The following is a 20874-nucleotide window of genomic DNA, read 5'->3' as shown; positions in this document are numbered from 1 at the left end:
AGAAATGTTCAAAACTAGTGCTTCTGAAGTACAGTTGTTTCAGAATATGGGGCAAAAAATTTTATCTTTGTCATAGTAGCTTTAGTTTCTCGACTAATTAGTTTACAGAAAGCAGCGGTGCGACCCCGCGCTTTTTCAAAGCTAAGCGTGAACGCGCACCGTTCAGAAATAATGCAAATAGAACCTGAAGTTTTTATAAAAATTTTGGAGTTAATGGGAATTGAGTTTTCTTACCTATCTTCTGAAGATATAACCATTGAACGAAACTGGTGATTCCAGATTAAAATTGTTTTTAATTCTTCTCCTTTGATATTTCTAGCACAATTAGATTTTTTGACGCAGTTCATTGAGTCTGAGGATAAATTTTATTTACCGCAAGTTGTCAAAGAAGAAATTAATGCTAAGAATGATGAAGCAAGTGCTTATCTTGATAATTTGATTGCCAATAATCAATTAATGGTTAAAGGTGTAAAATTAGTTTCTTTAGCCAATCGTCTTAATGACCGTTTAGGACAGGGAGAGTCAGAAGCTATTGCTTTAGGGATAGAATTACAAACAGATTATATTATTTTGGATGATTTTGCGGCTAGAAAACAGGCAATACGATTAGGGTTAAATGTTAAGGGGACTTTGGCAGTAATTAGAAAGTTACAACTAGATCATAAAATAATAATAGATAATTGAGAGGAGCTATATAAACGGCTTATAAGCATTAATTTCAGGGTTAAACGTGAGGTTTTTGCGCTATATTATGGTCATAGTGGGCAAGAATTTTTTCAAAATCATGGGAATTGCAAGCCTCAATCCATATATTGGGCGATTTCATCTGCTTGTTATTTACTCAGCATCCTTTTGGTCTTCACTAAGTTATTCGTGAGCAAAAGATGGTCAAAATGATTAATGAATCAATGTTATCCCTATAGTTTTATGTGTCTTGTTCAATAGACATGCCAACTAAGCAGATAGTTCTACAGTCGCTCCTATACTCAATTTTTACCTTTAGTTTACTATGGATAAAGTTATGCGTTCGCGTAGCGTGGCCTACGGCCAATCGCCTTTGGCGGCTCCTAGGTCGCATCGCTTAAAAGTGTTTCCTAATTAGTCAAAGCAATTGCTTCAATGGAAATCAAACAACTCTCACAGGGATTATGGGACATTACCCTGCTGCCAAAGCCTATCCCATTGTTTTCTCCAAATTGGCCATATAAAATGGTAATAATTTTGGCTATACTGCTTTGAGTACTGGTGGCAGTCTGTTTCAATAGAAAACCACAATTGCTTCAGTGCTGGCAAAGTAGTACATTGTTGAATCTGGCAAGCGACAGCATTTTGCCATTGTGATAATTTCCGATAACTGATAAATTGTCCACCTCGATCACGGCGATGGACAAAGATTACATAGTTCCAAAATTCTACCCGCACGATCAGGCGATAGGAAATTTTCAGTAATCTAGCTATCATGTAAACCGTAATCCGGAATTTCTTAGCAGGGTTGAGTCGCCGAAATAAATTGGTCATTGTTACAGGTAGGGATTGTAGAGTTATTCTTTTGTGAATTGAAAATAACAATTCACAATTAACAATTCACAATTAACAATTCACAACCGACCCATATTAATGAGTGAGTTGATCAAGAGGAAAATCCCTATAGTTTTTGCTACCGGGCAAATCAAATACGAGTTCAAATTAGGTATCAGGGACTCGCTGACGCCATAACTGGAGGTGTCCCTCTGCGTGGGAGCGAGTGCAGTAGCGACCGATAATTACCCATTGGGTTGGGGGAACTATACGGGTAACTGCCCAAGCTTGGAGGTTTTGTGGATAAGCCATAATGGAGCTATATCCGTTGAACAATGGAGTAGTACCCAGCCCATCAACTCTGACGGCTCGGCACGTTGGCTTTCCCTGGCCTACCTCATGGCTGGGAAAATAAATTTATAAATTTTGTAAAAAAAATCATTGATGCCAGAATGGAGTAAAGTTGTTTACTGGTAGTAGGACAGTGGCTGAAGAATCAATACGGGTTTATCTATCCAAAGATAAAAAAAAGAACTTTAAAGCAGCTTGTGTTATGCAAGACAGGGACATGAGCGATGTTGTCAATGAATTAATTGATAAGTGGCTTGACCAAAATGGTGTATATATACACGGAGAAAAGGAGACATGAACAAATCCTGAAACCTTAGCGGTAATAGATTTACAGGCTTATGCGATCGCTTTTAGCGGAAGCGGAGCTTCATCGCGCAGCGTCGGCTTTGCCCGAATCGCATTTCAATGTCTGTTGTTGTATCTGATTTTGATGCCTTACTATAATCCTGTTAAGTCTAGCCTGAAAACTATGCTGAGCCAGCATACTATGACAGTGAACAAAGTAAAAGGCGCAAACACAGTCTACTATGGTATTCCTCATGCGACTTACCAGCCCTGGCTGTCTGGTAGGACTAAGGCTAGACCAACGCTCCGGCAACTGAAATTGCTGTGCCAACGACTAGGGATTGAGCACATTAATCAGCTGCCAGGCGAATTTGGACCACCTAGTACCGCTGGGGGCAATTAAAAATTCAAAATTATTCAATGGTTACTATAGCGTTTTCACATCTGATGTTAAAGCGCTATATTTCCTTGTTTATCTCAGAGCTGACAGTTATCAGCTGTCAGTCATTGACGTACTAACTGACCTAAGTGTTTTAATATTCTCGCAACAGTATATAAATCATTGCCACGATTCACCACAGAGAACTGATTAGAAAAAGCATATTGCAGTTTATCTTGTCGAATCAGTTTCAGAAAAATAAATTCACCTCCATTTGTCACAAATCCGAAAGCAGGCTTTTGTAGCTCAGGATTAGCCAACATATAAGCTAGAGCTTGTGGTATCCCTACCTTTAAAGAGTATTCTGCTCGTTTCGCTTCAATCACCACTATCCAAAACTGAGGTTGACAAATCAAAATATCAATTCGTCCTCTGACAATCGTTTCCTGATATTCCGATGAAATTTGTACATCCTTTTCAGCAAGAATATAGAAGGGTGGGCGATAAAAATCAGCAATTCTCAACAATGGGGATAGCACCACCATTTTGACAATCGGTTCTACCATGGGGTACTGAGATAAATGGAGATAGTCATTCTTGACCCGATATAACCATTGCTTTTCTAGCTCATTGAGTTCTGGTAAATCCTCTTGCCACTCTAGAAACAATTGCTCATCATGAGTAGGCTCTAGTCCAAATTTGTCCTTCAATTGAGCCAGAGAAATATCTTGGGCTACGATTGTTTCTACCATTATCCTATGGGAATTTTTAATTAGGTTAATTATGAATTTAAATTTTATTTTTAATTGCTAAGGCTTTTACCTTATTATAAACCTTCGCGTAGCGTGGCCTATGGCCAATAGTAAAAATAATATCGCTCTCAATTTTAAGTAATTACTGCATTACCTAGCTATTTTATCCTCTACAATACTGTTTAATTTAACCCCTAATTCTGATTCTAATTCTACAGGTTTATTGTTGATCACCACCTGATCGAATCCAGGCGCTAACTGGGGATAGTTCTGGCAACTCAACTATGACCGCATGTAACCAATCTACACCCCCTTCTATTATCCTATACCTCTCATATATCCTACATTCCCCACACTCCCTGTTTGACCCTGAGATCAGAAACTTACCCCTGTCAATTATCCCTGTACTGTACAAGATTGACCGTAGGTCACGCTACGCGATGAAGCGAAGCTTCCGCTAAAAGCGATCGAACATTTTGCGATCGCAACTAAGATTAGAATAAAGTAAACAAGTGTAAAGAAATGCTTAGTTTTACTTGATTATTTATCTAAAAGATAAGCATACTGTCCATTGCCGATAGAAAATAACTATGCAGTATCTGTTTCCAAAACGAATTTTAGTATCCTTCGCAGCACTGTTCCTAGCTTGTTCTATGTGGGCGATTGCTCCTGAGGCCAAGGCTTACGACAATCCTGAGTTACTGCCCGAGGTTCAAACACCAGTCATTGATTTAGCGAACTTTATTCCAGAGCTTCAAGAGCAGAGACTAGTCGAAGATTTAGAAAGCTTTGAGGAGGAAACTGGCTGGAAACTCCGAGTTTTGACCCAATATGACCGCACCCCTGGTCGGGCAGTCAAAGAGTTTTGGGGACTTAACGACAAAAGTATGTTACTGATTGCTGACGCCCGAGGAGGGAATATCCTAGGGTTTAACGTGGGTGATGCCCTGTATGAATTCCTTCCTCGTACATTTTGGGTAGAGTTGCAAACCCGATTTGGTAATCTCTACTTTGTACGGGACAATGGCGAAAACCAATCTATTATCGAAGCCCTAAATACGGTCAAGCAATGCCTGCGCCAAGGGGGATGTCGGGTGGTACCTGGACTACCACGGGAACAGTGGATTTTGACCCTAATTACTTCTACTGTCGGAGGAGTGATTTGTGGATTTGCTGCTATTCCCCGCAAACAGGATCAGGTTTTCGCTTGGCAATGGGCTTTAATTTTGTCCCCACTTTGGGGTATTCTGTTTATTGCCTTCGGTATTGGACCTGTAGTGACACGCACCTCTGATTTCTTACCACTATTGCGCAATATTCTTGGTTTCGTTCTCGGTGCGGTTGTGGCTTACTTGTCACCAGTTATTAGTGAATCATCAGCCTCAGAAACTTAAAACCTATTGCAGGAGCCCTATTCTAGGGCAGCAATATAGGGGCGCAAGGCTTGCGCCCTCACGATGATTGACCAATAGCTTGACCGTAGGTCACGCTACGGGAAGGAAATCCAATCTCAAAAGTGAAGCGCGACAATTATTACTCAGCACTCAGCACTTATTTCTGGTAACGCTGTGCCTGTAACAACTCCTTAATACCTTTTTCTCCTAGATCCATCAACTGATTGAGTTGATGGCGAGTATAAGCCCCTGACTCGGCTGTTCCCTGAACCTCAATAATACCCATTTGATCGTTCATCACTACATTAAAATCCACCTCAGCCGCCACATCTTCGAGATAGTTGAGGTCTAAAAACGGCTCACCTTCCAATAAACCAACCGAGACAGCAGCAACTTGGTGAATTAAAGGCGATCGCTCTAGTACTCCCGTTTTAAGCAGTTTATCCACAGCATCCGCAAGAGCAACATATCCCCCAGTAATGGAAGTAGTACGGGTACCTGCATCCGCCTGTAGAACATCCGCATCTACCGTAATGGTCCTCTCGCCCAAGGCTTTGAGATCAACAGCAGCCCGTAAACTACGTCCGATTAGCCGCTGAATTTCCTGAGTTCTACCCGAAAGCTTGAGAAGTTCCCGTCTTTGGCGTTCCGGTGTTGCTCCTGGTAACATCCTATACTCAGCGGTTAGCCAGCCGCTGCCAGTATCCTTGAGAAATCGGGGGACTTCCTCCTGAACCGTCACGGTACAAAGTACTTTGGTCTCACCACAGTGAGCTAGGACGGAACCAGGAGCATAGCGGGTAAATTCTCGCTCAAACAAAATGGGACGTAGTTGATCCGCTTGTCGGTGATCAGGACGCTGCCAAGACATAAGTTATATAGCAAAGGGAGTAGGGAGTAGGGAGTAGGGAGTAGGGAGTAGGGAGTAGGGAGTAGGGAGTAGGGAACAAAAATTATCACAATTGATTTAGTGATATAGGTACCCTATATCAAGTCCAGTTAATCACTTATAAAATGGTATATCGATAATTGGTAATTGGTCATATAGCATTTCTCAATACCCAAATAATAATTGCTATATTATCGAGTTAGTCACTGTTAATAATTGTGTAATTGTTTTCAATAATTTTGTCCGACAATTTAGTAACAGATGTTGGATTGAGGAGAAATGAAGCTGCTCGTTTAGCTGTTTCTTCACTTAACTGGATTTGGGTTAGACTAACTAAGCCTTCGTTCAGAAAATGATCTCTAACTAGAGCTTTCTCTCCACTATTGAAGATAGTCTCATAAAAAACTTTCTTTATGCCAGCTGAAATGATTAACTTCAAGCAAGAGACACAGGGTTCTAGGGTGACATAAATAGTGGCTCCAGCAGTGGCAATACCATGTTTAGCTGCAAACGCGATCGCATTCGCTTCAGCATGAACAGCTCGGGATGGCATGGTACGAGACGCATCGCAGCTACTTAGTCCAGGATAGCAGTATCCCTGAGCTGTGCAATGACTTGAGCCAGATGGGGAACCATTGTAACCTGTTGCTAAAATCTGATTGTTTTTAACAATCACTGCTCCTACAGGAAAGGCTAAACAGGTTGAGCGAGTAGCTGCTAGCTTAGCCATCATTAAAAAGTATTCATCCCAGTTTGGTCTTTCACTAGTCATTGGTAATTTTAAACTTGTCGTCAATGATCAATTTTATATCAATGTCAGTTTAGTTGATGACATAAACTATCATCGTCTTTTTTAAGTGAACAGGGAGCAGGTAAAAGAGAACAGTAAATAGAAACATGTCTTAACCTTTACTGTGGTTGCTATAACTTGTCATTTTACCAATAACTATTCACCAAACTATCTTTGGTTATTTTTTACACCAAACTCGTTTTTTAGGTTATCTATAGTTGAGGCTTATCAATAACTGCTTATCAATAACTTATCCTAGTCATTAAGTACAGTCAATTTTACCATGGGTCACTCCTTACTCCCTAATTCTTAATACCCAGGATTTTGTATATCATAAGTCTTAAAAATGCTATAATTGGTGATAAGTTTTATCTTCTTTTATAGCTATCATAGCTTTTTCTAATTCTATTCCTAAATAGACCGCATGACTAGGTTGTATTGAAGGATTCTCACTACAAATTTTTATAGATAAACTCATGGCATTTTTACCAGAATACGTAGCAATTACTTCCCCGCTACCAGGGGTTGTCTGCTTCACTATAATATCAGTATTTTCCGTTTCAATCAAGAAATTACCAATGGGATCAGCATACTGTTTCTGTTCTGAATTGATAATTTGTTGATAGTGATTTTGAATAATCCGATTAGCATAGTCATAACAATCATCATAAATATGAGCACTTTGACTAACGGTAATCAGCGGTCCCATTTTTAATTGAATACCCCCGCGCTTACCAATTTGGTCTGTAATATACTGCTGTAGTGCTCTTAGTCCAAAGGCATTAGCTGCCCACGCGCTAAACATATCATTACTTCTCAATGTGGCAGTTAGGGACAATTCATTATCCACAACTCTCAGCCAGATGTGATTCAGACAAGGACTACCCCCTTTCTCATGGTCTTTGACATCCCATAGGGACATCACTGCACTGGCGGAATCAATCTCACCAATGAGTTTAGTGATGACTTGCTCGATTTGGTCACGTTTGAACCAAGAACGTAGACGCTGACCATAGGTATATTTAACTCCTTCTACTACGGGTGCGTCGTCCAGGATTTGATGAATGTATTCTTGGATAAAGTCGCGATCGCATGGTAAATAATTGGGCTCAGGAAAGTAAAATTCAGGAGGTTCTTCCGTTACTACTGCCATTAAATCGATTAGCTCTTGCCAATATCCGTCATAACCTGTGGGTCGAATTGTGCCGGTAGTTTTAATGCGATGGATTATCTTAACCCAAGTTTCAGCTATCGTTCGCCCTTCAATACGATGTCCATAGCGCGCTCCTGGTTTTAGGGGCGCACAGCCAGATTCCCCGACATCATTTGCCATAGGAAATTCCAATGGTGTTCCCCAGGGCTCTTGAGTTTTGGAGCCATAAGACTTAACCAAACTCACGGCTTGGGTAATCGAATCAGCCTCTGCCACAGAAAGTTCCCTTCTGAGTTGTTCTAGGATGACTAAGGGAATCTCCATGTCAATATACCCTTTTATAGAAGAGCGAATCACCCAGCAGTGACGACCAGTATCACTAGTCCCTTCTTCAACGCCATGGTGGAAAAAGTCCAGCAAGCAAGTCCCACTGCCAGCATTGCGGTCTTCCTTCGTAGCGTTGAGAATGACCAAGTAGCGGACATGGGGATTAGCGAGGAGATTACGAATGAGCAGGCTAATTCCCCGGGTGGGACTGTATAACTGTCCGACTACAGCAAATTCCGAGGGGTTTAACTTTTTTGCGATCGCTTCTTTGATCGTCCAACCAGTAATTACCGCCGTTTGACCTGTACCGTAAATCAGTTGGTTAGGCTTGTGCAGGGGTTTGTACTGGAATTGACTTACTTTGCTGATTGCTGTCATTTTAATGCAGAAGTTGAAGCTTGAATGTTGACTGTTAAATTTTATATTTTAAATGTTAAATGTTTAAGATTGAGGTAATGGTAATCAACACTTATCTTTATCCCCACTACATAATCCCGTTATAATGCCCAGCATTTAACGGATAGAGGAAAGCAGGATTTAATCCTAAGTTAGTTACCTTGACCAACTACGGCGTAGGTTAAAGAAGCCTTCCAGAAAGTTTTTTAAAGTCTGATTACGACTAATTCGTTGGCGCTGCCACTGTATTGCTGTTTTCTTAAAAATCTCTGACAAGGTGGGATAGGGATAATAGACATTTGCCAACACGGCCAATTTGATTTTCTGCTGAATCGCTAGGGTAATTTCCCCAATTAAGTCTGTTGCTTGTGATCCAACTATGGTTGCTCCTAAAATTGTCCCATTGCGCCCCACTACCAGTTTCATATACCCAGTGGTTTGCCCCAGGAGCTGAGCCTGATCTAACTCTTTGAAATATTCTCGCATCACCCATAGATTCTTACCATAGCGCTTTCTAGCTTCTACTTCTGTAAGACCTACCCGTGCTAATTGGGGTTCAGTTAAGATGGTCCAGGGAATCCCGTGATAGTTCACCTTAAAGCAGGGGAAAAACAATGCATTCTTCAGGGCAATGCTGGCTTGATACTGGGCAATATGGGCACAGGGATAACCACCAGCCATCTTGCCACAGCTATAGATGCGGGGATTAGTCGTTTGTAGCTTCTGATTGAGCTGAAGACCCTGCTGAGTGTACTTTATCCCAACCCCTTCTAGATTTAAGGATTCCACATTGGGTTGCTCACCCGTAGCCAGTAAAATGGCATCAGCTTCAATCGCCTTATTACCAGCCTGAACCCAGGTTTTACCCTCAATCTCTCTGACCTGATCAACTGGACTATCCGTCAGAACCCGAATTCCCTCAGCTTCTAACTGAGCTTGTATGAGCCTAGATGCTTCGAGGTCTTCCTGGAAAAAAATACGGGTAGTACTGACCACCAAGGTTACCTCACAACCGAGTCTGGCTAAGGTCTGAGCTAGTTCTGGAGCAATAGGCTCATCACCAATCACTACCCAGCTTTTGGGTAGTGAAGGTTGGAGGTTATCCGGTTGAAGGTTATCTGGTTGAAGGTTATCTGGTTGGAGGTTATCCGGTTGAAGGTTATCTGGTTGAAGGTTATCTAGTTGGAGGTTATCTGGTTGAAGGTTATCTGGTTGGAGGTTATCCGGTTGAAGGTTATCTGGTTGAAGGTTATCTGGTTGAAGGTTATAATATTTAACCTTCAACTCCCCTTCAACCTTCAACTGGTTAACCTTCAACCTTCCAACCTTCAACACTTTGTGCCAGATATCGTTTGGTGTGAAATAGTCTATGGTCTGTAACCCTTTGATATCGGGAATAGCTGGGCGAGAGCCAGTAGCAATCAGATAGGCACGAGACCGCAAACGTCGGTTGTTGACTACAAAACCGAGGTGAGGCAGTCGGCAAAATTCCCCCTCACCTGTGATTACATCAATCCCTAAAGCACCTAAAATAGCTTGAGAATTCTGTTCTGAGCAGTTGGCAACCACTAGATTAGCCCATTCCATCACCTCAGTTAGTGGTAGGGATGAAAACCCGGTCTGTGAAATGTCTGGTTCGGTTGAATCAGCTATTTGAGCATAAATACCCCATTGAGCAGCGTCACGCATCTGCTCAAGCTTACGCCCCATCTCACTTAATACTCTGGTGTAAATCGCCCCCTGTGCTAGCCAGCTAGTTTTTCCTTGCTGAGGGTCTACCAGAGCCACACGAGCCTTTAAACCAGCAGCCGCAACAGCAGCATACACAGCAGCAGGAGTGCCACCAATGATAATTAGGTCATAGTCAACGGTCATTCGTGCAACAGTTACAGGTTTCAGGTTGAAAGTTACAGGTTAGCAGGTTAGAAGGTTTCAGGTTGAAAGTTACAGGTTAGCAGGTTATAGGTTTCAGATTGAAAGTTACAGGTTTCCGGTTGAAAGTTACAGGTTTCAGGCTCTAACCTTGGGCTTTTGGCCACGCTACGGGAACAACCATCTAACTAACCTATCCCACAACAGACGCCTACGGCCAGCAACCTTCAACCTTCAACCTTCAACCTTCAACCTTCAACCTTCAACCTTCTAACCTTCAACCTTCAACCTTCTAACCTTCAACCTTCTAACCTTCAACCATCTAACCTTAAACCATCTAACCTTCAACTTATCAAGATAGCGTCTAAAGCTGTTAGTAAGCGTTGGTTATCTGCCTGTGTAAGTACAGCGACCCGGAAAAAGCGATCGCCTAATTCCGGGAAGCTTAGGCAATCTCTGATCAAAATCCGATGGTGTTGGAGTAGTTGTGCTTGGATCTGTGACGTGGATTTTTCTGAGTGGACTAGCAAGAAGTTAGCTGCACTGGGGTAAGGTTGAAGACCAGGTAACTTAGCCAGTCCCTGAAACAGTTGCTTACGCGCTGGTGCTAGCCAATCCCAGGTTTGCTGTTGAAATGCTCTATCCTGAACCACTGCCGCTGCGGCTGCCGCTGCTAAGGTATTTATTGGCCAAGGGTCTCGCCACTCCTGCCAACGTTGGAGTCGCTCAGGGTGGGCAATGCAATAACCTAGTCTGAGTCCAGGAAGACTGTAAAACTTGGTAAGCGATCGCAAAATTACCAAGTTTGGATAATCCCCAATTAAAGGAATCAGGCTTTGCTCCTGGTCAGGAGGCAGGAAATCCATAAAAGCTTCATCCACAACCACTAAAGCAAATTGCTTGAGATAAGCCTCAATTGCTTCTGAGGTAAACAATTGACCTGTGGGATTGTGGGGGGTATTCAGCAGCAAACCCTGTCGAGTCCCCTCTTTTTGAAGTGAGGAAGTAAGGGAGTCAGGGAGTAAGGGCATCAAAGAATCAATTTCCCTGCCCATCTCCCCATCTCCCGATCTGACACTAGGTGTCGAGAGTTCCCTCATCAGGGGGCACTCCCTAATTCTTGCTCCAAATGCCTTCAGTCCCCGTTGGTAGTCCCTAAATGCTGGAGTAATGATCAAGGTTTCATCTAGTTCTGATAGCTCGCGACAAGCCCAAGTTAATAATTCGGCTGAGCCATTACCTGGAAGAATCCAGTCTGGGGGCAGGGTTGGATGCAGTTGCGTCAAACACTGCCGCAGCTCAGCATAATTGGGGTCAGGATAAGCTACCAGGTTATTGAGCCCAGACTCAATCGCTGCGATCGCACTTTTAGGGGGACCAAGGGGATTGATGCTGGCAGAAAAATCAAGAATTAAGGAAGGAGGACAGTTAGCCAGTGCTGCTGCCCAGGCTAAATTTCCCCCGTGAGTTGGTCGTTTCAAGGACAAGTTTGTGACTGAATCAGGGATTACTCCTTGGGTGGTGCCACTTTCTCTTTAAAAACCTTACCAGCAGAAAAGGCGGGAACCTTAGTTGCCGGAATTTCCATCTTTTCACCGGTTTTGGGATTGCGACCCTCACGAGCCTTACGCTCCCGGGATTCAAAGGAACCAAAGCCCACTAAGGTGACTTTATCACCCTCAGACACTGCTTCCATAATCGTTTCTATCGTAGCAGTTAGGACTGCATCGGCTTGTTTTTTAGTTACAGTAGCTCTTTCCGCCACTTTATCGACTAATTCACCCTTATTCATGCAAATCTCCTTGTTTTTCAGATCATCCAACCAGGGTTTTCAACAAAAAAATCGCTGCAACACTAGCAGCTTCGAGGTTTCACTGCATTATTCTAATGTTTGCAATGCCGATATGGATCGTTGAATGCTGTAATTTATATAGATTTCAGAATTTTGCCCCAAATTGATACCCTAAATTTATTCCTTAGGGAATAGGCAATCATAATTTTTTATGATCATTCATTGTTAATTATATATAATTCATTATTTTACGGTAAGCCCCCTGCTCTAGGCGTGCTTGGTAGGTCTGCTATGGGATAGCAGAGCTCAGAGCCTTGTTTAGATATTGACACTAACCCTTAAAATCAGGTATAATTATGGGCTTATAAAAATTAAATCAAACCAAGTCAATAAAATTGTCAACCAAAAACAAATAAACACGTAAAAGTTTCAAAACCTAACTATTCCCACCACTAAAGTAGGGGGGAGTAGTCAAATCCATAAGTTAATTACCCCCGAGCGAGCAATCCCTCGCTCGGGGGGATAAGTGTTAATTCACGTTTACCTTACCTTTACCTTAGTTACCTGGAGACTGAAACCCTCCCCGGTTTAGCATTTGACGGGCATCCCGTCCAGGAGTGTAGCTGTAACCATACCCACCATTGCGGTCTGTGTCATCCAGAATTTGAGGGGTCAGCAGGATAATCACTTCACGGCGTTCATTGGTCTTGTCGGTACTTCTGAACAGAGCACCAAGTAAGGGAATATCACCCAAAACTGGCACCTTTCTTACGGTTGTGCGGTCAGTGTCCTGAATAATGCCAGATAGAATTAACGTCTGATTATCCCGCAGACGAATTAGCCCAGAGTTCAGTTCTCGGCGACTGAGAAATGTGATTGTGTTTTCTGCATTATCACTGTTAAACACTTGAGTTCCCGAGGGAGCTGTGATCGACGGAGCTGTAGATAAGGTAATAAAACCATTGTCGTCAATTCTCTCAACATTCACCGTTAGCACTAAACCAGCATCTTGAATAACCGGGGTGATCGTTCTAGTGGTAGCACCACCGTCTGTGTCTATATCTGTCCTCACACTAGTCAGTACCTGCTGGACCAACTCGACACTAGCTTCCTGCCCTTCTTGGATCACTAGAGTTGGGTCGGTAAGAATCTTGGCGTTGTTGCTGGTAATCTGAGCCTGCAAGGTTAATAAAAACTTATCAGGGTACTGGAATAGAGAAGGAAGTGAATACTCAAACTCGATGCCATCATCTTGAACATCCACATCCGTCACACCTGGCTGGAATGGATTATTATTTCGACCAAAGCCGGGACGTGCGAAGAGTGCTGAACGACCAGCGCTTTCATTGAAACCCTCAATCACGTTATCAAAGGGAGCATTTTGTCTATCGAAGAATATATCACCATCTCCGTCTACAGCTCGAAAATCAAATGGCTCAATATTAGGAAACTGACCACTAATTACATTATCTCTACTGGGGGGATTAAACCTACCGAAATTAACGGCTGCGGCTCCTTCATCACTGACTACAAAGGTATCATTAACCCCAAAGGAGAAACTGGCATTATAAGCATCCGTTCCAGCCAGGTTAACATCAATAATCTTGACATTTACGGCCACTTGACGGCGACGAGCATCCAACTGTTTGAGTAAAGAGGTCGCAATTTCAATTTGCCTGGGCTCACCCACCAGAGATATGGAATTAAGTCGGTCATCCGTAGATACTGCTAATCCCTCCAGCAACAGTGCCCCTTGGCTACCGTCTTCCCGCTCAGCGGTAACTGGTTGAATTTCTGGGGCCCGTTGGATTTGTCGCACCACTCGTTGGGTTTCAGGATCGATGATTTCTTCGGTCTCGCTTACTACCTGTTGCACTTCTGCTCCCTGAGTGGCTAGGAAAGTAGCAGCCCCTTGGGCACTGGCTTGATTGAGCCGTAGAGTACGACTAATTAGATTACGAGCGGCTTGAGGGAGTTTTGCCCCAACAAAAATTGTGCTTCCCCGACGGTTAGCCTGAAGACCAGACAGCTGGAGAATATAGTTGAAAGCATCTTGGACAGGTTCGTTTTCTAAGTCAATAGAAATGGTGAACTGTGCTACACCCGAGTCTTCATCTGACTCAGCAAAGGCCAGATTGAGTCCAGCAGAACGAGCCAACAGAGACAAGACTTCTCGAATCGGTGCTTCTCGTAATACCAAACGGGGCACTAGAGTTGCTGTGCCAAGATCTATAGTGCTAGCAGCAGCATTAATATTAGAAACAGCAATATCCCCTACTGGTGGTGCTACTGCTCTAGGTAAGAAGGGGGGCGCTGGCGCAATTGGTTGCACCGCATTAGCTGGAGCTGCCGGTATCCCGTCAATAATAATTTTTGGCTCAGGTACCAGCACATCTGGTTCAGGAGCCACGATTTCTGGAGGTTCAGGAGTTTCTGAGGGGTTAGCCTCTGGCTCTGGTTCCGAAAGTTCTGCCGGTTTCTCCATCTGTTCCGTTTCAGTATTAGTTTCTGTATTAGGAACTTGAGCCAGCTTCATCACCGATGAGTCTTGGATAGATAATATGCCCTGATTCTCAGTAGTGGTGTCAATGCCTAAGGTAATTCCCTGAGCGTCCCTTTGGATCAGTGAACTGATTGGGAGTTTGTCAGTGCCTCGAATTGTCACCCTAACCCGGTTGTCATCGAGTTCCTTAACTGCAACCGCACTGATATTGGGTAGAGGGTTAGTCTCACGGAAGTTACTCCCTTGGGGCAAACTCAGCTGGGTATTAACCAGATCAGCAACCAAGACATTGCCTTGGTTGACAGCAAAAATCTGTGGACGCTCATTGTCCCCTTTTGTCTCAAGTTTCAGTTCCAGTTCATTCCCCTGCTGGTTGAACCGTATAGCACTAACTTGGCTTGCTGCTACTACAGGCTGTGTTGCCCATAAAGCCATTGCTGTAGCCGCGAACACTCCACCACATACTTGAATCTGTCTCACGATCGATTTCTCCAATCTCCTGACTCAAATCACAGAAATTATTCCATACTAAGGGCTGTTGAAGGTTAACTATTGACTATTGACCGTTGAGACGTCAAAGATAAAACACTAAACACTCAACAAACAAGAACAACAATAACCATCTCAGCTCAATCAAACAGTAGGTTATCCCAATTTCCAGCAACTTGGCTACCGCTTAATTTCCCCATCTTGCCATCTCCCCATCATTAAATTGGTAGCAATAATATAGCAAGACTAAAGGAACTTGGGATTATTTATTCTTACCTGCCTGACTTTTTCTTACCATCCTTTTCCTCAGCTTTTTCTTCTTCCTCCTTATCCAAATCTCTAGCAGGCATAAGAGCTTCCAGGGTTAAGCTAGTTTTAAGCTTAGGTTGAGGACCAGGAACTAATCTACCTTGCTGTAGCACTAGTGTTTGCGGTTCACTGATTTGAGCTTCTAGGTCTTTGATCAGCAACATCGACTGGAGGCGCTCAAAGCTGCGCATAATTGACTGCACTTGTTGGAAGCTACCCTCAATTTCCACATTGACGGTTCTCCGTTTTAATTTTCCATCAACTAGGGTTCCTAAAGAGCCATCATTAACTATATTTATTCCCTCGGAATCTGGCTCATATCTAAGTAAAGTCCCTCTAGTATCCTTAACAAAGGTATTGAGATCAAGCAATAAAGTATCTAGACTTTTTTCTGTGGAAAACAAACTCAAAACCCTGCGGTTTTGCTGCTTGGCTTGCTTGAGTTCCTCCTCTTTTTGTTTAATCTTTTTCTGGAGTACTTCGGGATTTTGGAGGTCATTTTGCTTGCCTGATAAATCATTTCGTAAAGCCTGATACTCCTGCCAAGCCGGTAGCATCAGGTTCATGGCTAGATAGATAGCAGCTGCCAGACCAAGAATACCAAAGGTAATCCCAGAAACTTGGGGAGTAAAGGTAATGCCGAAGGCAGTAGGATACTCAGGCTCTTCCTCCTGACCTTCAACACTCATAAACTCGTCATCAGTAGCATAGGTCATTGTTGAATCACTCCTTGAGATTGAAGGTTTCTAATTCGAGTCACTAATCCTACTGCTCCTTTACGGTCTAACTCTTTTAAGATCTCAGAAGCGGGGATATCACTCAGTTTAGTTTTAATAGTATATTCTACGACTTTAGGCAGGGTATATTTGACCTGAGTTACTAATTCTTTTTGACTCTCAGGAATTTCTAATTTGGTGGGATTATTAACTAACTGAGCTTTGAGCAGTTGAGTGTCATTTTTATCGAAAAAGGAAGAATTCTGTAGGGTCAGCAAAAAGTAATTCACATCATCAAAGGTTCGAGCTGTACCGGAAATATCCAGCTCGATTTTAGGTCGTGAGTTAGCGCTAGACTCATCCTTAGAAGCGTTTTTGTCAGTGACTTGCTGTTGCTCGATGTCTTTAATTTGGACTCCGGGGGGAGTGCGCTCACGAATGTCCTGTAACATTGCTGACCAAGGCTTAATTTGATTAAAGACACTGGCAAGAGCATTAGTTTCGTCGTTTACCAGCTTGAGTTCCTTGTTTAGCTTACTAATTCGTTGCTTTTGTGCCCCCAAGGCTGCCAGTTTCTGGTCAACATCAGCAATTTCCTCCTTCAATCGGGCGTTTTGATGTTGGAGAACCACCCAAAAACCTCCCACCAATCCAGGTAGGATTAGGCCCACTGCAGCTCCAATCAGTAGAGGGGTCATTTCCCCTAAGGCCATCCCTTGTCTACCGCCTCCCTCCTGAACGGACTTGATCTCCTCAGGATTTCGGTCTTTTAAAAAATTAATATCAAGACTATACATAGTGCTATACCTCTCGTAATCCTAATCCAAGCACAGTTCCTAAGCTCGGTCGTTCTACCATCGGAATATCTTTCTCCACTTCTAGGGAAAGAGCCGCCACCGGATCCACCTGAATCGTGGGCAAGCTTAACCGTTGGGTAAAAAATTCATCAAGTTGTCCGATACCACCCCCAGGACCAGCTAGTAGGAGTTGGGCTACTTCTAGATTGTCCATCTGATTGAGGTAAAAATCGATAGAGCGCCGTAGTTCATCAGCAATTTCTCCCAAGACTTGGATCAGAGCTACCATACCTGGATTTACCCCGGTCGAGCCGGTGCGCATGCCATCAACTGGGGTACTGGGAATAGTCATCCCCTGGAGGAGTTCAGTGTTTCTAGAGGCTGGTAAATTCATCGCCCGTGATAGAGCGCTCTGAAGTTGGTAGGTACCAATGGGAACAGTACGGGAAAACTGCGGTACACCATCTACAATAATGGCAATTTCAGTACTATCAAATTCAATATCTACCAGAACGGCTGCCTCTTGGGAAGGAAATTGACGCAGTTGTTCTCGGATGGTCCGAATCAGGGCAAAGCTATTAATTTCGAGTACATCTACTTGTAAACCTACCTGCTCAAAGGTATCGAGATAGCTATCGGTGATTTCTTTGCGAGTAGCCACCAGCAGGACTTGTACCTTTTCGATTCCATCTTCATCCACAAAGAAGCCAAGCTTCTGATAATCCAAATCCACTTCTTCCCGGGGATAGGGCAAATATAAGCCAGCTTCATGGTTTAGTACCATATCCCGAAGCTCATTATCATCTAGCTCAGCAGGAATGGGAATAATCCGGATTACTGCTTCTCGCATTGGTAAAGCAGTGGCAACCCGCTCCACTTTCACTTGACTCTGCTGTAGGGCTTCTCGAATCAGTTCCGCTAAACCAGGGGAATCAACAATTTGTCCTCCTTCCCAGATCCCTTCTGGAACCTCATGAGAATATAGGGTTGTAGCTTTGAGGCTCTGACCTTGCCGCTGCAATTGAGCAATATGAATTCGTTCTGGGGCTAATTCTATACCAACACCTTGCTTGCGGCGGGAAAATAAATTTTTAAAACGGTTAACCATATCTAGCAAAGGGAGTAGGGAGTAGGGAGTAGGGAGTAGGGAGTAGGGAGTAGGGAGTAGGAAACTTGGGCTCAAAAATTTTCACAATTGATTTAGGTACCCTATCTGAGTTAGGTAGATGGGGAATTCAGGGAAATTTTTGTATAACCCAGGGTCATGGAAATCAACATTAGGGTGCTATTTATGGTACCCAATCTATCTCACAATCATGACAATTTTTTGATTAATCGTGAAATTGATTATTGTAGCCATTAGCCATTACCCATTACCCATTACCACCAACAAAAGCTTGTGTTCGCAAAAAGTGACCAACTAGGTACAGAGAGCCACAAAGGACAGTAATCTTATCTTCAGCTTCGGCTTTTTTAAAGCTAGCACGGAGTCCTGTCACTAACTCTGGATAAGTACCACAATCGGCTAAGGTAGGACAAATTTGTTGCGCGAGAGTAGCCAAGTAGTCTAGCTCAGCTGAACTATGGTCTGGTACTGGCACTAGGTATAATCGATCCCCTGGTCTGAGCAAGGCATTAAAAATACCAGCATGGTCTTTGGTCGAGAGTATACCCATTACCCAGTTGACCGATTTACCTAGGGTATCAACATATTGTCTCAACGCCTGAGCAGAGGCTTGATTATGGGCTCCATCAATCAGTAAATGGTGATTCTCCCAGCTAGTCCACTGCAAACGTCCCAGCCAAGTGGTTTTGGCCATCCCCGATGCGATCGCATTTTCTGGTATCTCCCAACCCTGCTGTTGCAGAACTTGTACCGTTGCGATCGCAATCGCCGAATTAACCAACTGTACCTGGCCCAACAACGGCAAACTATAGCTGATTCCCCCATACTCCACCCATCTGAGATCTTTTCGGGTGCTTGGCATCTTCCCCTCTGGCAACTCTACTGCTGAGTCTACCCACACCACTGGACATCCCAACTGATTCACCCTTGATTCAACCACTGCCCTAGGTTCAGGGGGGAGCGGACCAATTACCGCAGGACAGCCAGGCTTTAGGATTCCAGCCTTCTCCTTGGCAATATCAGCCAAGGTCGGTCCCAGGCGCTGCCAATGTTCCCAACTCAGGGATGTGATAATACTAACCAAAACGCGATCGCATACATTCGTTGCATCCAGGCGTCCTCCCAATCCCACTTCTATTACAGCCACATCCACCTGCTGCTGAGCAAAATACAACCAAGCAGCAGCAGTAGTCACTTCAAATAGGGTTGGTGGATCGGAACAGTTTTTTGGAATTGCTGCGATAACTTGCTGCAAAATTGTGGCTAGGGTATCGGTGGAGATCGGTTCTTGGTTAAGGCAAATCCGTTCTGTCCAATCCACCAGGTGAGGAGAAGTATAACGTCCGACTCGGTAGCCAGCTTGGGTGAGTATAGAAGACAGGTAGGCACAAACTGAGCCTTTACCATTAGTTCCAGCCACGTGAATGATTGGAAAATCCTGCTGGGGATTACCTAAGCGCGATAAAAGTTCCTGTATGCGTTCTAAGCCAAGCTGAACGCCAAAGTATTGAAAGGATTGGAGAAGCTCGTCAATATCCATGGGATGATTTTTTTTGATGAACCGCAAAGACCTGAATCATACCAAGGTCAGGAGAGTGTTGAGTATGAATATGAATACAGTTAATGATAAGGCCATTGTTAAAGACTATTTCAATGCCACTGGGTTTGACCGCTGGCGGCGGATTTATGGTGATGGCGAGGTTAACCGGGTACAGAAAGATATCCGGATTGGTCATCAGCAGACCGTGGATAAAGTGATCAGTTGGCTGGAGGCTGATGGAAATTTGTCAGGTTTGTCGATTTGTGATGCTGGCTGTGGTGTTGGGAGTCTGAGTATTCCTCTGGCCAAAAATAGCGCTATTGTTTCTGCTAGTGATATTTCTCACAAAATGGTAGAAGAAGCTCAGGTAAGGGCTAAGGAGAGTTTAGGGAATACTGACAATCTCTCGTTTATGGTCAAGGATTTGGAAGGGTTAGGTGGTAGCTACCACACCGTAATTTGTCTAGATGTTTTGATTCATTATCCCCAGGATAAAGCGGCTGAAATGATAACTCACTTAGCCTCTTTGGCCGAGTCTCGTTTAATTCTTAGCTTTGCACCGAAAACCTTGCTTCTTACTGCACTTAAAAAGATTGGTGAGTTTTTTCCAGGACCAAGTAAAACCACTCGTGCCTATCAGCATCGAGAAGCAGATATTGTTAGTATTTTAGTAAATAATGGATTTTCAATTCAGCGACAAGAAATGACTAGCACTCGCTTTTACTATTCTCGCTTATTGGAAGCTATTCGTAAGTAACAAAAAGGGGTCAGCGGTCAGCGGTCAGCGGTCAGCGGTCAGCGGTCAGCTTAAAATAAACCTGATAGCTGATAGCTGATAGCTGATAGCTGATAGCTGATAACTGATAACTGATAACTGATAGCTTACACTTAATCTCAATTGTCTGATCGCGTAGCGTGGCCAAAGGCCAATCATGCTAACAAATAACCTTTGCTAAAACTTTGGTAAAATGAAACGGTTAAAAAAAATATCTGCTGGTTTAGTGCTTAGCTTGGGTATTCTACTATTGACGGTACCTGTTGTAGTATCAACTCGAAGGGAAGCAACATCACAGGATAAAGTTGATGCCCTGGGAAGTTTGATAGTAGGTATCCCAGCTACCTTCTGGGGAATATGGTTAGCATGGCGAATTTATCGACAAGAGCAAAAAGAAGTTTTCGAACACCTTCAGTCTACATTTTATCGCTTGATCCAAGACGAAAATGGTAGAATTTCAGTATTGAAATTAGCAATTGCAGCCAAACTTCCTATAGCTGTCGCTCAAGACTATTTGGACCACAAAGCTAGAGAATGTGATGCCACGTTTGAGGTTAGTGAAGAAGGTAAAATATTTTATAATTTTACGCTTTAGCAAGGACAAAATTAATGACTCGGATTTTTTTAGCGATCGCATCGATCTTAGGAGGATTATCAGTAGCAGCTGGAGCCTTTGCTAGCCACGCTTTGAAAGAAAAACTTACCGAACGAGCATTGGAGA

General features: G+C 43.3%; 23 protein-coding genes. 7 read left to right on the top strand and 16 right to left on the bottom strand.

Annotated elements, in window-relative coordinates:
* Positions 1-306 precede the first annotated feature (306 nt).
* Positions 307-684, top strand: coding sequence for a DUF3368 domain-containing protein (locus F6K46_RS24270; protein WP_293117429.1), 378 nt, complete (start codon positions 307-309; stop codon positions 682-684).
* A 241-nt stretch (positions 685-925) separates the two neighbouring features.
* On the opposite strand, the gene F6K46_RS24265 is transcribed toward F6K46_RS24270, so the two are convergent.
* From F6K46_RS24265 to F6K46_RS24255, 3 genes are all read right to left on the bottom strand, one after another.
* Positions 926-1078 (bottom strand): hypothetical protein, encoded by a 153-nt coding sequence (locus F6K46_RS24265; RefSeq protein ID WP_293061149.1) that lies wholly within the window; start codon positions 1076-1078, stop codon positions 926-928.
* A gap of 68 nt (positions 1079-1146) precedes the next feature.
* Positions 1147-1518 carry a hypothetical protein gene (locus F6K46_RS24260; RefSeq protein ID WP_070392387.1) on the bottom strand — a complete coding sequence of 124 codons (372 nt, stop codon included), beginning with the start codon at positions 1516-1518 and terminating at the stop codon, positions 1147-1149.
* Between the two features lie 168 nt (positions 1519-1686).
* The gene (locus F6K46_RS24255; RefSeq protein ID WP_293061146.1) at positions 1687-1830 is read right to left on the bottom strand and encodes a hypothetical protein; all 144 of its coding nucleotides are present in this window, start codon (positions 1828-1830) and stop codon (positions 1687-1689) included.
* A gap of 172 nt (positions 1831-2002) precedes the next feature.
* Here F6K46_RS24255 and F6K46_RS24250 point away from each other — a divergent pair, with 172 nt between their 5' ends.
* On the top strand, positions 2003-2167 hold the full coding sequence (locus tag F6K46_RS24250) for a plasmid partition protein ParG (protein WP_198954017.1): 165 nt from the start codon (positions 2003-2005) through the stop codon (positions 2165-2167).
* Positions 2168-2658: 491 nt separating this feature from the next.
* On the opposite strand, the gene F6K46_RS24245 is transcribed toward F6K46_RS24250, so the two are convergent.
* The gene (locus tag F6K46_RS24245; protein WP_293061144.1) at positions 2659-3285 is read right to left on the bottom strand and encodes a type I restriction endonuclease; all 627 of its coding nucleotides are present in this window, start codon (positions 3283-3285) and stop codon (positions 2659-2661) included.
* Between the two features lie 284 nt (positions 3286-3569).
* Between F6K46_RS24245 and F6K46_RS24240 the strand changes: the two genes are divergently transcribed.
* Both F6K46_RS24240 and F6K46_RS24235 read left to right on the top strand, forming a co-directional pair.
* Entirely contained in the window at positions 3570-3746 is a 177-nt protein-coding gene (locus tag F6K46_RS24240; protein ID WP_293061143.1) for a hypothetical protein, read from the top strand.
* A gap of 129 nt (positions 3747-3875) precedes the next feature.
* A complete protein-coding gene (locus F6K46_RS24235; protein WP_075899114.1) occupies positions 3876-4679 on the top strand; it encodes a TPM domain-containing protein in 804 nt (267 codons plus the stop codon).
* Positions 4680-4836: 157 nt separating this feature from the next.
* On the opposite strand, the gene rph is transcribed toward F6K46_RS24235, so the two are convergent.
* The 4 genes from rph to F6K46_RS24215 form a co-directional block, all read right to left on the bottom strand.
* Entirely contained in the window at positions 4837-5550 is a 714-nt protein-coding gene (gene rph / locus F6K46_RS24230) for a ribonuclease PH (protein ID WP_293061142.1), read from the bottom strand.
* 217 nt (positions 5551-5767) lie between these two features.
* Positions 5768-6340 carry a dCMP deaminase family protein gene (locus F6K46_RS24225; protein WP_293061140.1) on the bottom strand — a complete coding sequence of 191 codons (573 nt, stop codon included), beginning with the start codon at positions 6338-6340 and terminating at the stop codon, positions 5768-5770.
* Positions 6341-6707: 367 nt separating this feature from the next.
* Positions 6708-8216, bottom strand: a complete 1509-nt coding sequence (locus tag F6K46_RS24220; RefSeq protein WP_293061138.1) for a thymidylate synthase — start codon at positions 8214-8216, stop codon at positions 6708-6710.
* Between the two features lie 174 nt (positions 8217-8390).
* Positions 8391-10109 (bottom strand): NAD(P)/FAD-dependent oxidoreductase, encoded by a 1719-nt coding sequence (locus F6K46_RS24215; protein WP_293061136.1) that lies wholly within the window; start codon positions 10107-10109, stop codon positions 8391-8393.
* 148 nt (positions 10110-10257) lie between these two features.
* Between F6K46_RS24215 and F6K46_RS24210 the strand changes: the two genes are divergently transcribed.
* Entirely contained in the window at positions 10258-10380 is a 123-nt protein-coding gene (locus F6K46_RS24210; RefSeq protein WP_293061133.1) for a hypothetical protein, read from the top strand.
* Positions 10381-10450: 70 nt separating this feature from the next.
* Here the strand turns inward: F6K46_RS24210 and cobD are convergent, their stop codons facing one another.
* The 7 genes from cobD to F6K46_RS24175 all read right to left on the bottom strand — a co-directional run bounded on the left by cobD (position 10451) and on the right by F6K46_RS24175 (position 19378).
* Positions 10451-11587 (bottom strand): threonine-phosphate decarboxylase CobD, encoded by a 1137-nt coding sequence (gene cobD / locus F6K46_RS24205; RefSeq protein WP_293061130.1) that lies wholly within the window; start codon positions 11585-11587, stop codon positions 10451-10453.
* A 26-nt stretch (positions 11588-11613) separates the two neighbouring features.
* Positions 11614-11898: an HU family DNA-binding protein gene (locus F6K46_RS24200; RefSeq protein WP_070392379.1), complete on the bottom strand. Its 285-nt coding sequence runs from the start codon at positions 11896-11898 to the stop codon at positions 11614-11616.
* 556 nt (positions 11899-12454) lie between these two features.
* Complete coding sequence (locus F6K46_RS24195; RefSeq protein ID WP_293061125.1) at positions 12455-14881, bottom strand: AMIN domain-containing protein; 2427 nt, start codon at positions 14879-14881, stop codon at positions 12455-12457.
* Positions 14882-15162: 281 nt separating this feature from the next.
* A complete protein-coding gene (locus F6K46_RS24190; protein WP_293061123.1) occupies positions 15163-15915 on the bottom strand; it encodes a GspMb/PilO family protein in 753 nt (250 codons plus the stop codon).
* On the bottom strand, positions 15912-16712 hold the full coding sequence (locus F6K46_RS24185) for a PilN domain-containing protein (protein WP_293061121.1): 801 nt from the start codon (positions 16710-16712) through the stop codon (positions 15912-15914). The genes F6K46_RS24190 and F6K46_RS24185 overlap by 4 nt, the downstream gene beginning before the upstream one ends.
* 4 nt (positions 16713-16716) lie before the next feature.
* Positions 16717-17820, bottom strand: a complete 1104-nt coding sequence (pilM, locus tag F6K46_RS24180) for a type IV pilus assembly protein PilM (RefSeq protein WP_293061164.1) — start codon at positions 17818-17820, stop codon at positions 16717-16719.
* Positions 17821-18085: 265 nt separating this feature from the next.
* The gene (locus F6K46_RS24175; protein WP_293061119.1) at positions 18086-19378 is read right to left on the bottom strand and encodes a folylpolyglutamate synthase/dihydrofolate synthase family protein; all 1293 of its coding nucleotides are present in this window, start codon (positions 19376-19378) and stop codon (positions 18086-18088) included.
* Positions 19379-19448: 70 nt separating this feature from the next.
* On the opposite strand from F6K46_RS24175, the gene bchM reads away from it, so the two are divergent.
* Positions 19449-20135, top strand: a complete 687-nt coding sequence (gene bchM, locus F6K46_RS24170) for a magnesium protoporphyrin IX methyltransferase (protein ID WP_293061162.1) — start codon at positions 19449-19451, stop codon at positions 20133-20135.
* A gap of 31 nt (positions 20136-20166) precedes the next feature.
* On the opposite strand, the gene F6K46_RS24165 is transcribed toward bchM, so the two are convergent.
* The gene (locus F6K46_RS24165) at positions 20167-20301 is read right to left on the bottom strand and encodes a hypothetical protein (protein WP_293061117.1); all 135 of its coding nucleotides are present in this window, start codon (positions 20299-20301) and stop codon (positions 20167-20169) included.
* 45 nt (positions 20302-20346) lie between these two features.
* Here F6K46_RS24165 and F6K46_RS24160 point away from each other — a divergent pair, with 45 nt between their 5' ends.
* Positions 20347-20748: a hypothetical protein gene (locus F6K46_RS24160; protein WP_293061115.1), complete on the top strand. Its 402-nt coding sequence runs from the start codon at positions 20347-20349 to the stop codon at positions 20746-20748.
* Positions 20749-20874: the final 126 nt, after the last annotated feature.

Origin of the sequence: Moorena sp. SIO3E8 (genome assembly GCF_010692445.1) — a bacterium.
GTDB classification, from domain to species: Bacteria; Cyanobacteriota; Cyanobacteriia; order Cyanobacteriales; family Coleofasciculaceae; genus Moorena; species Moorena bouillonii.
This window is presented reverse-complemented; position numbering and strand designations above follow the sequence as displayed.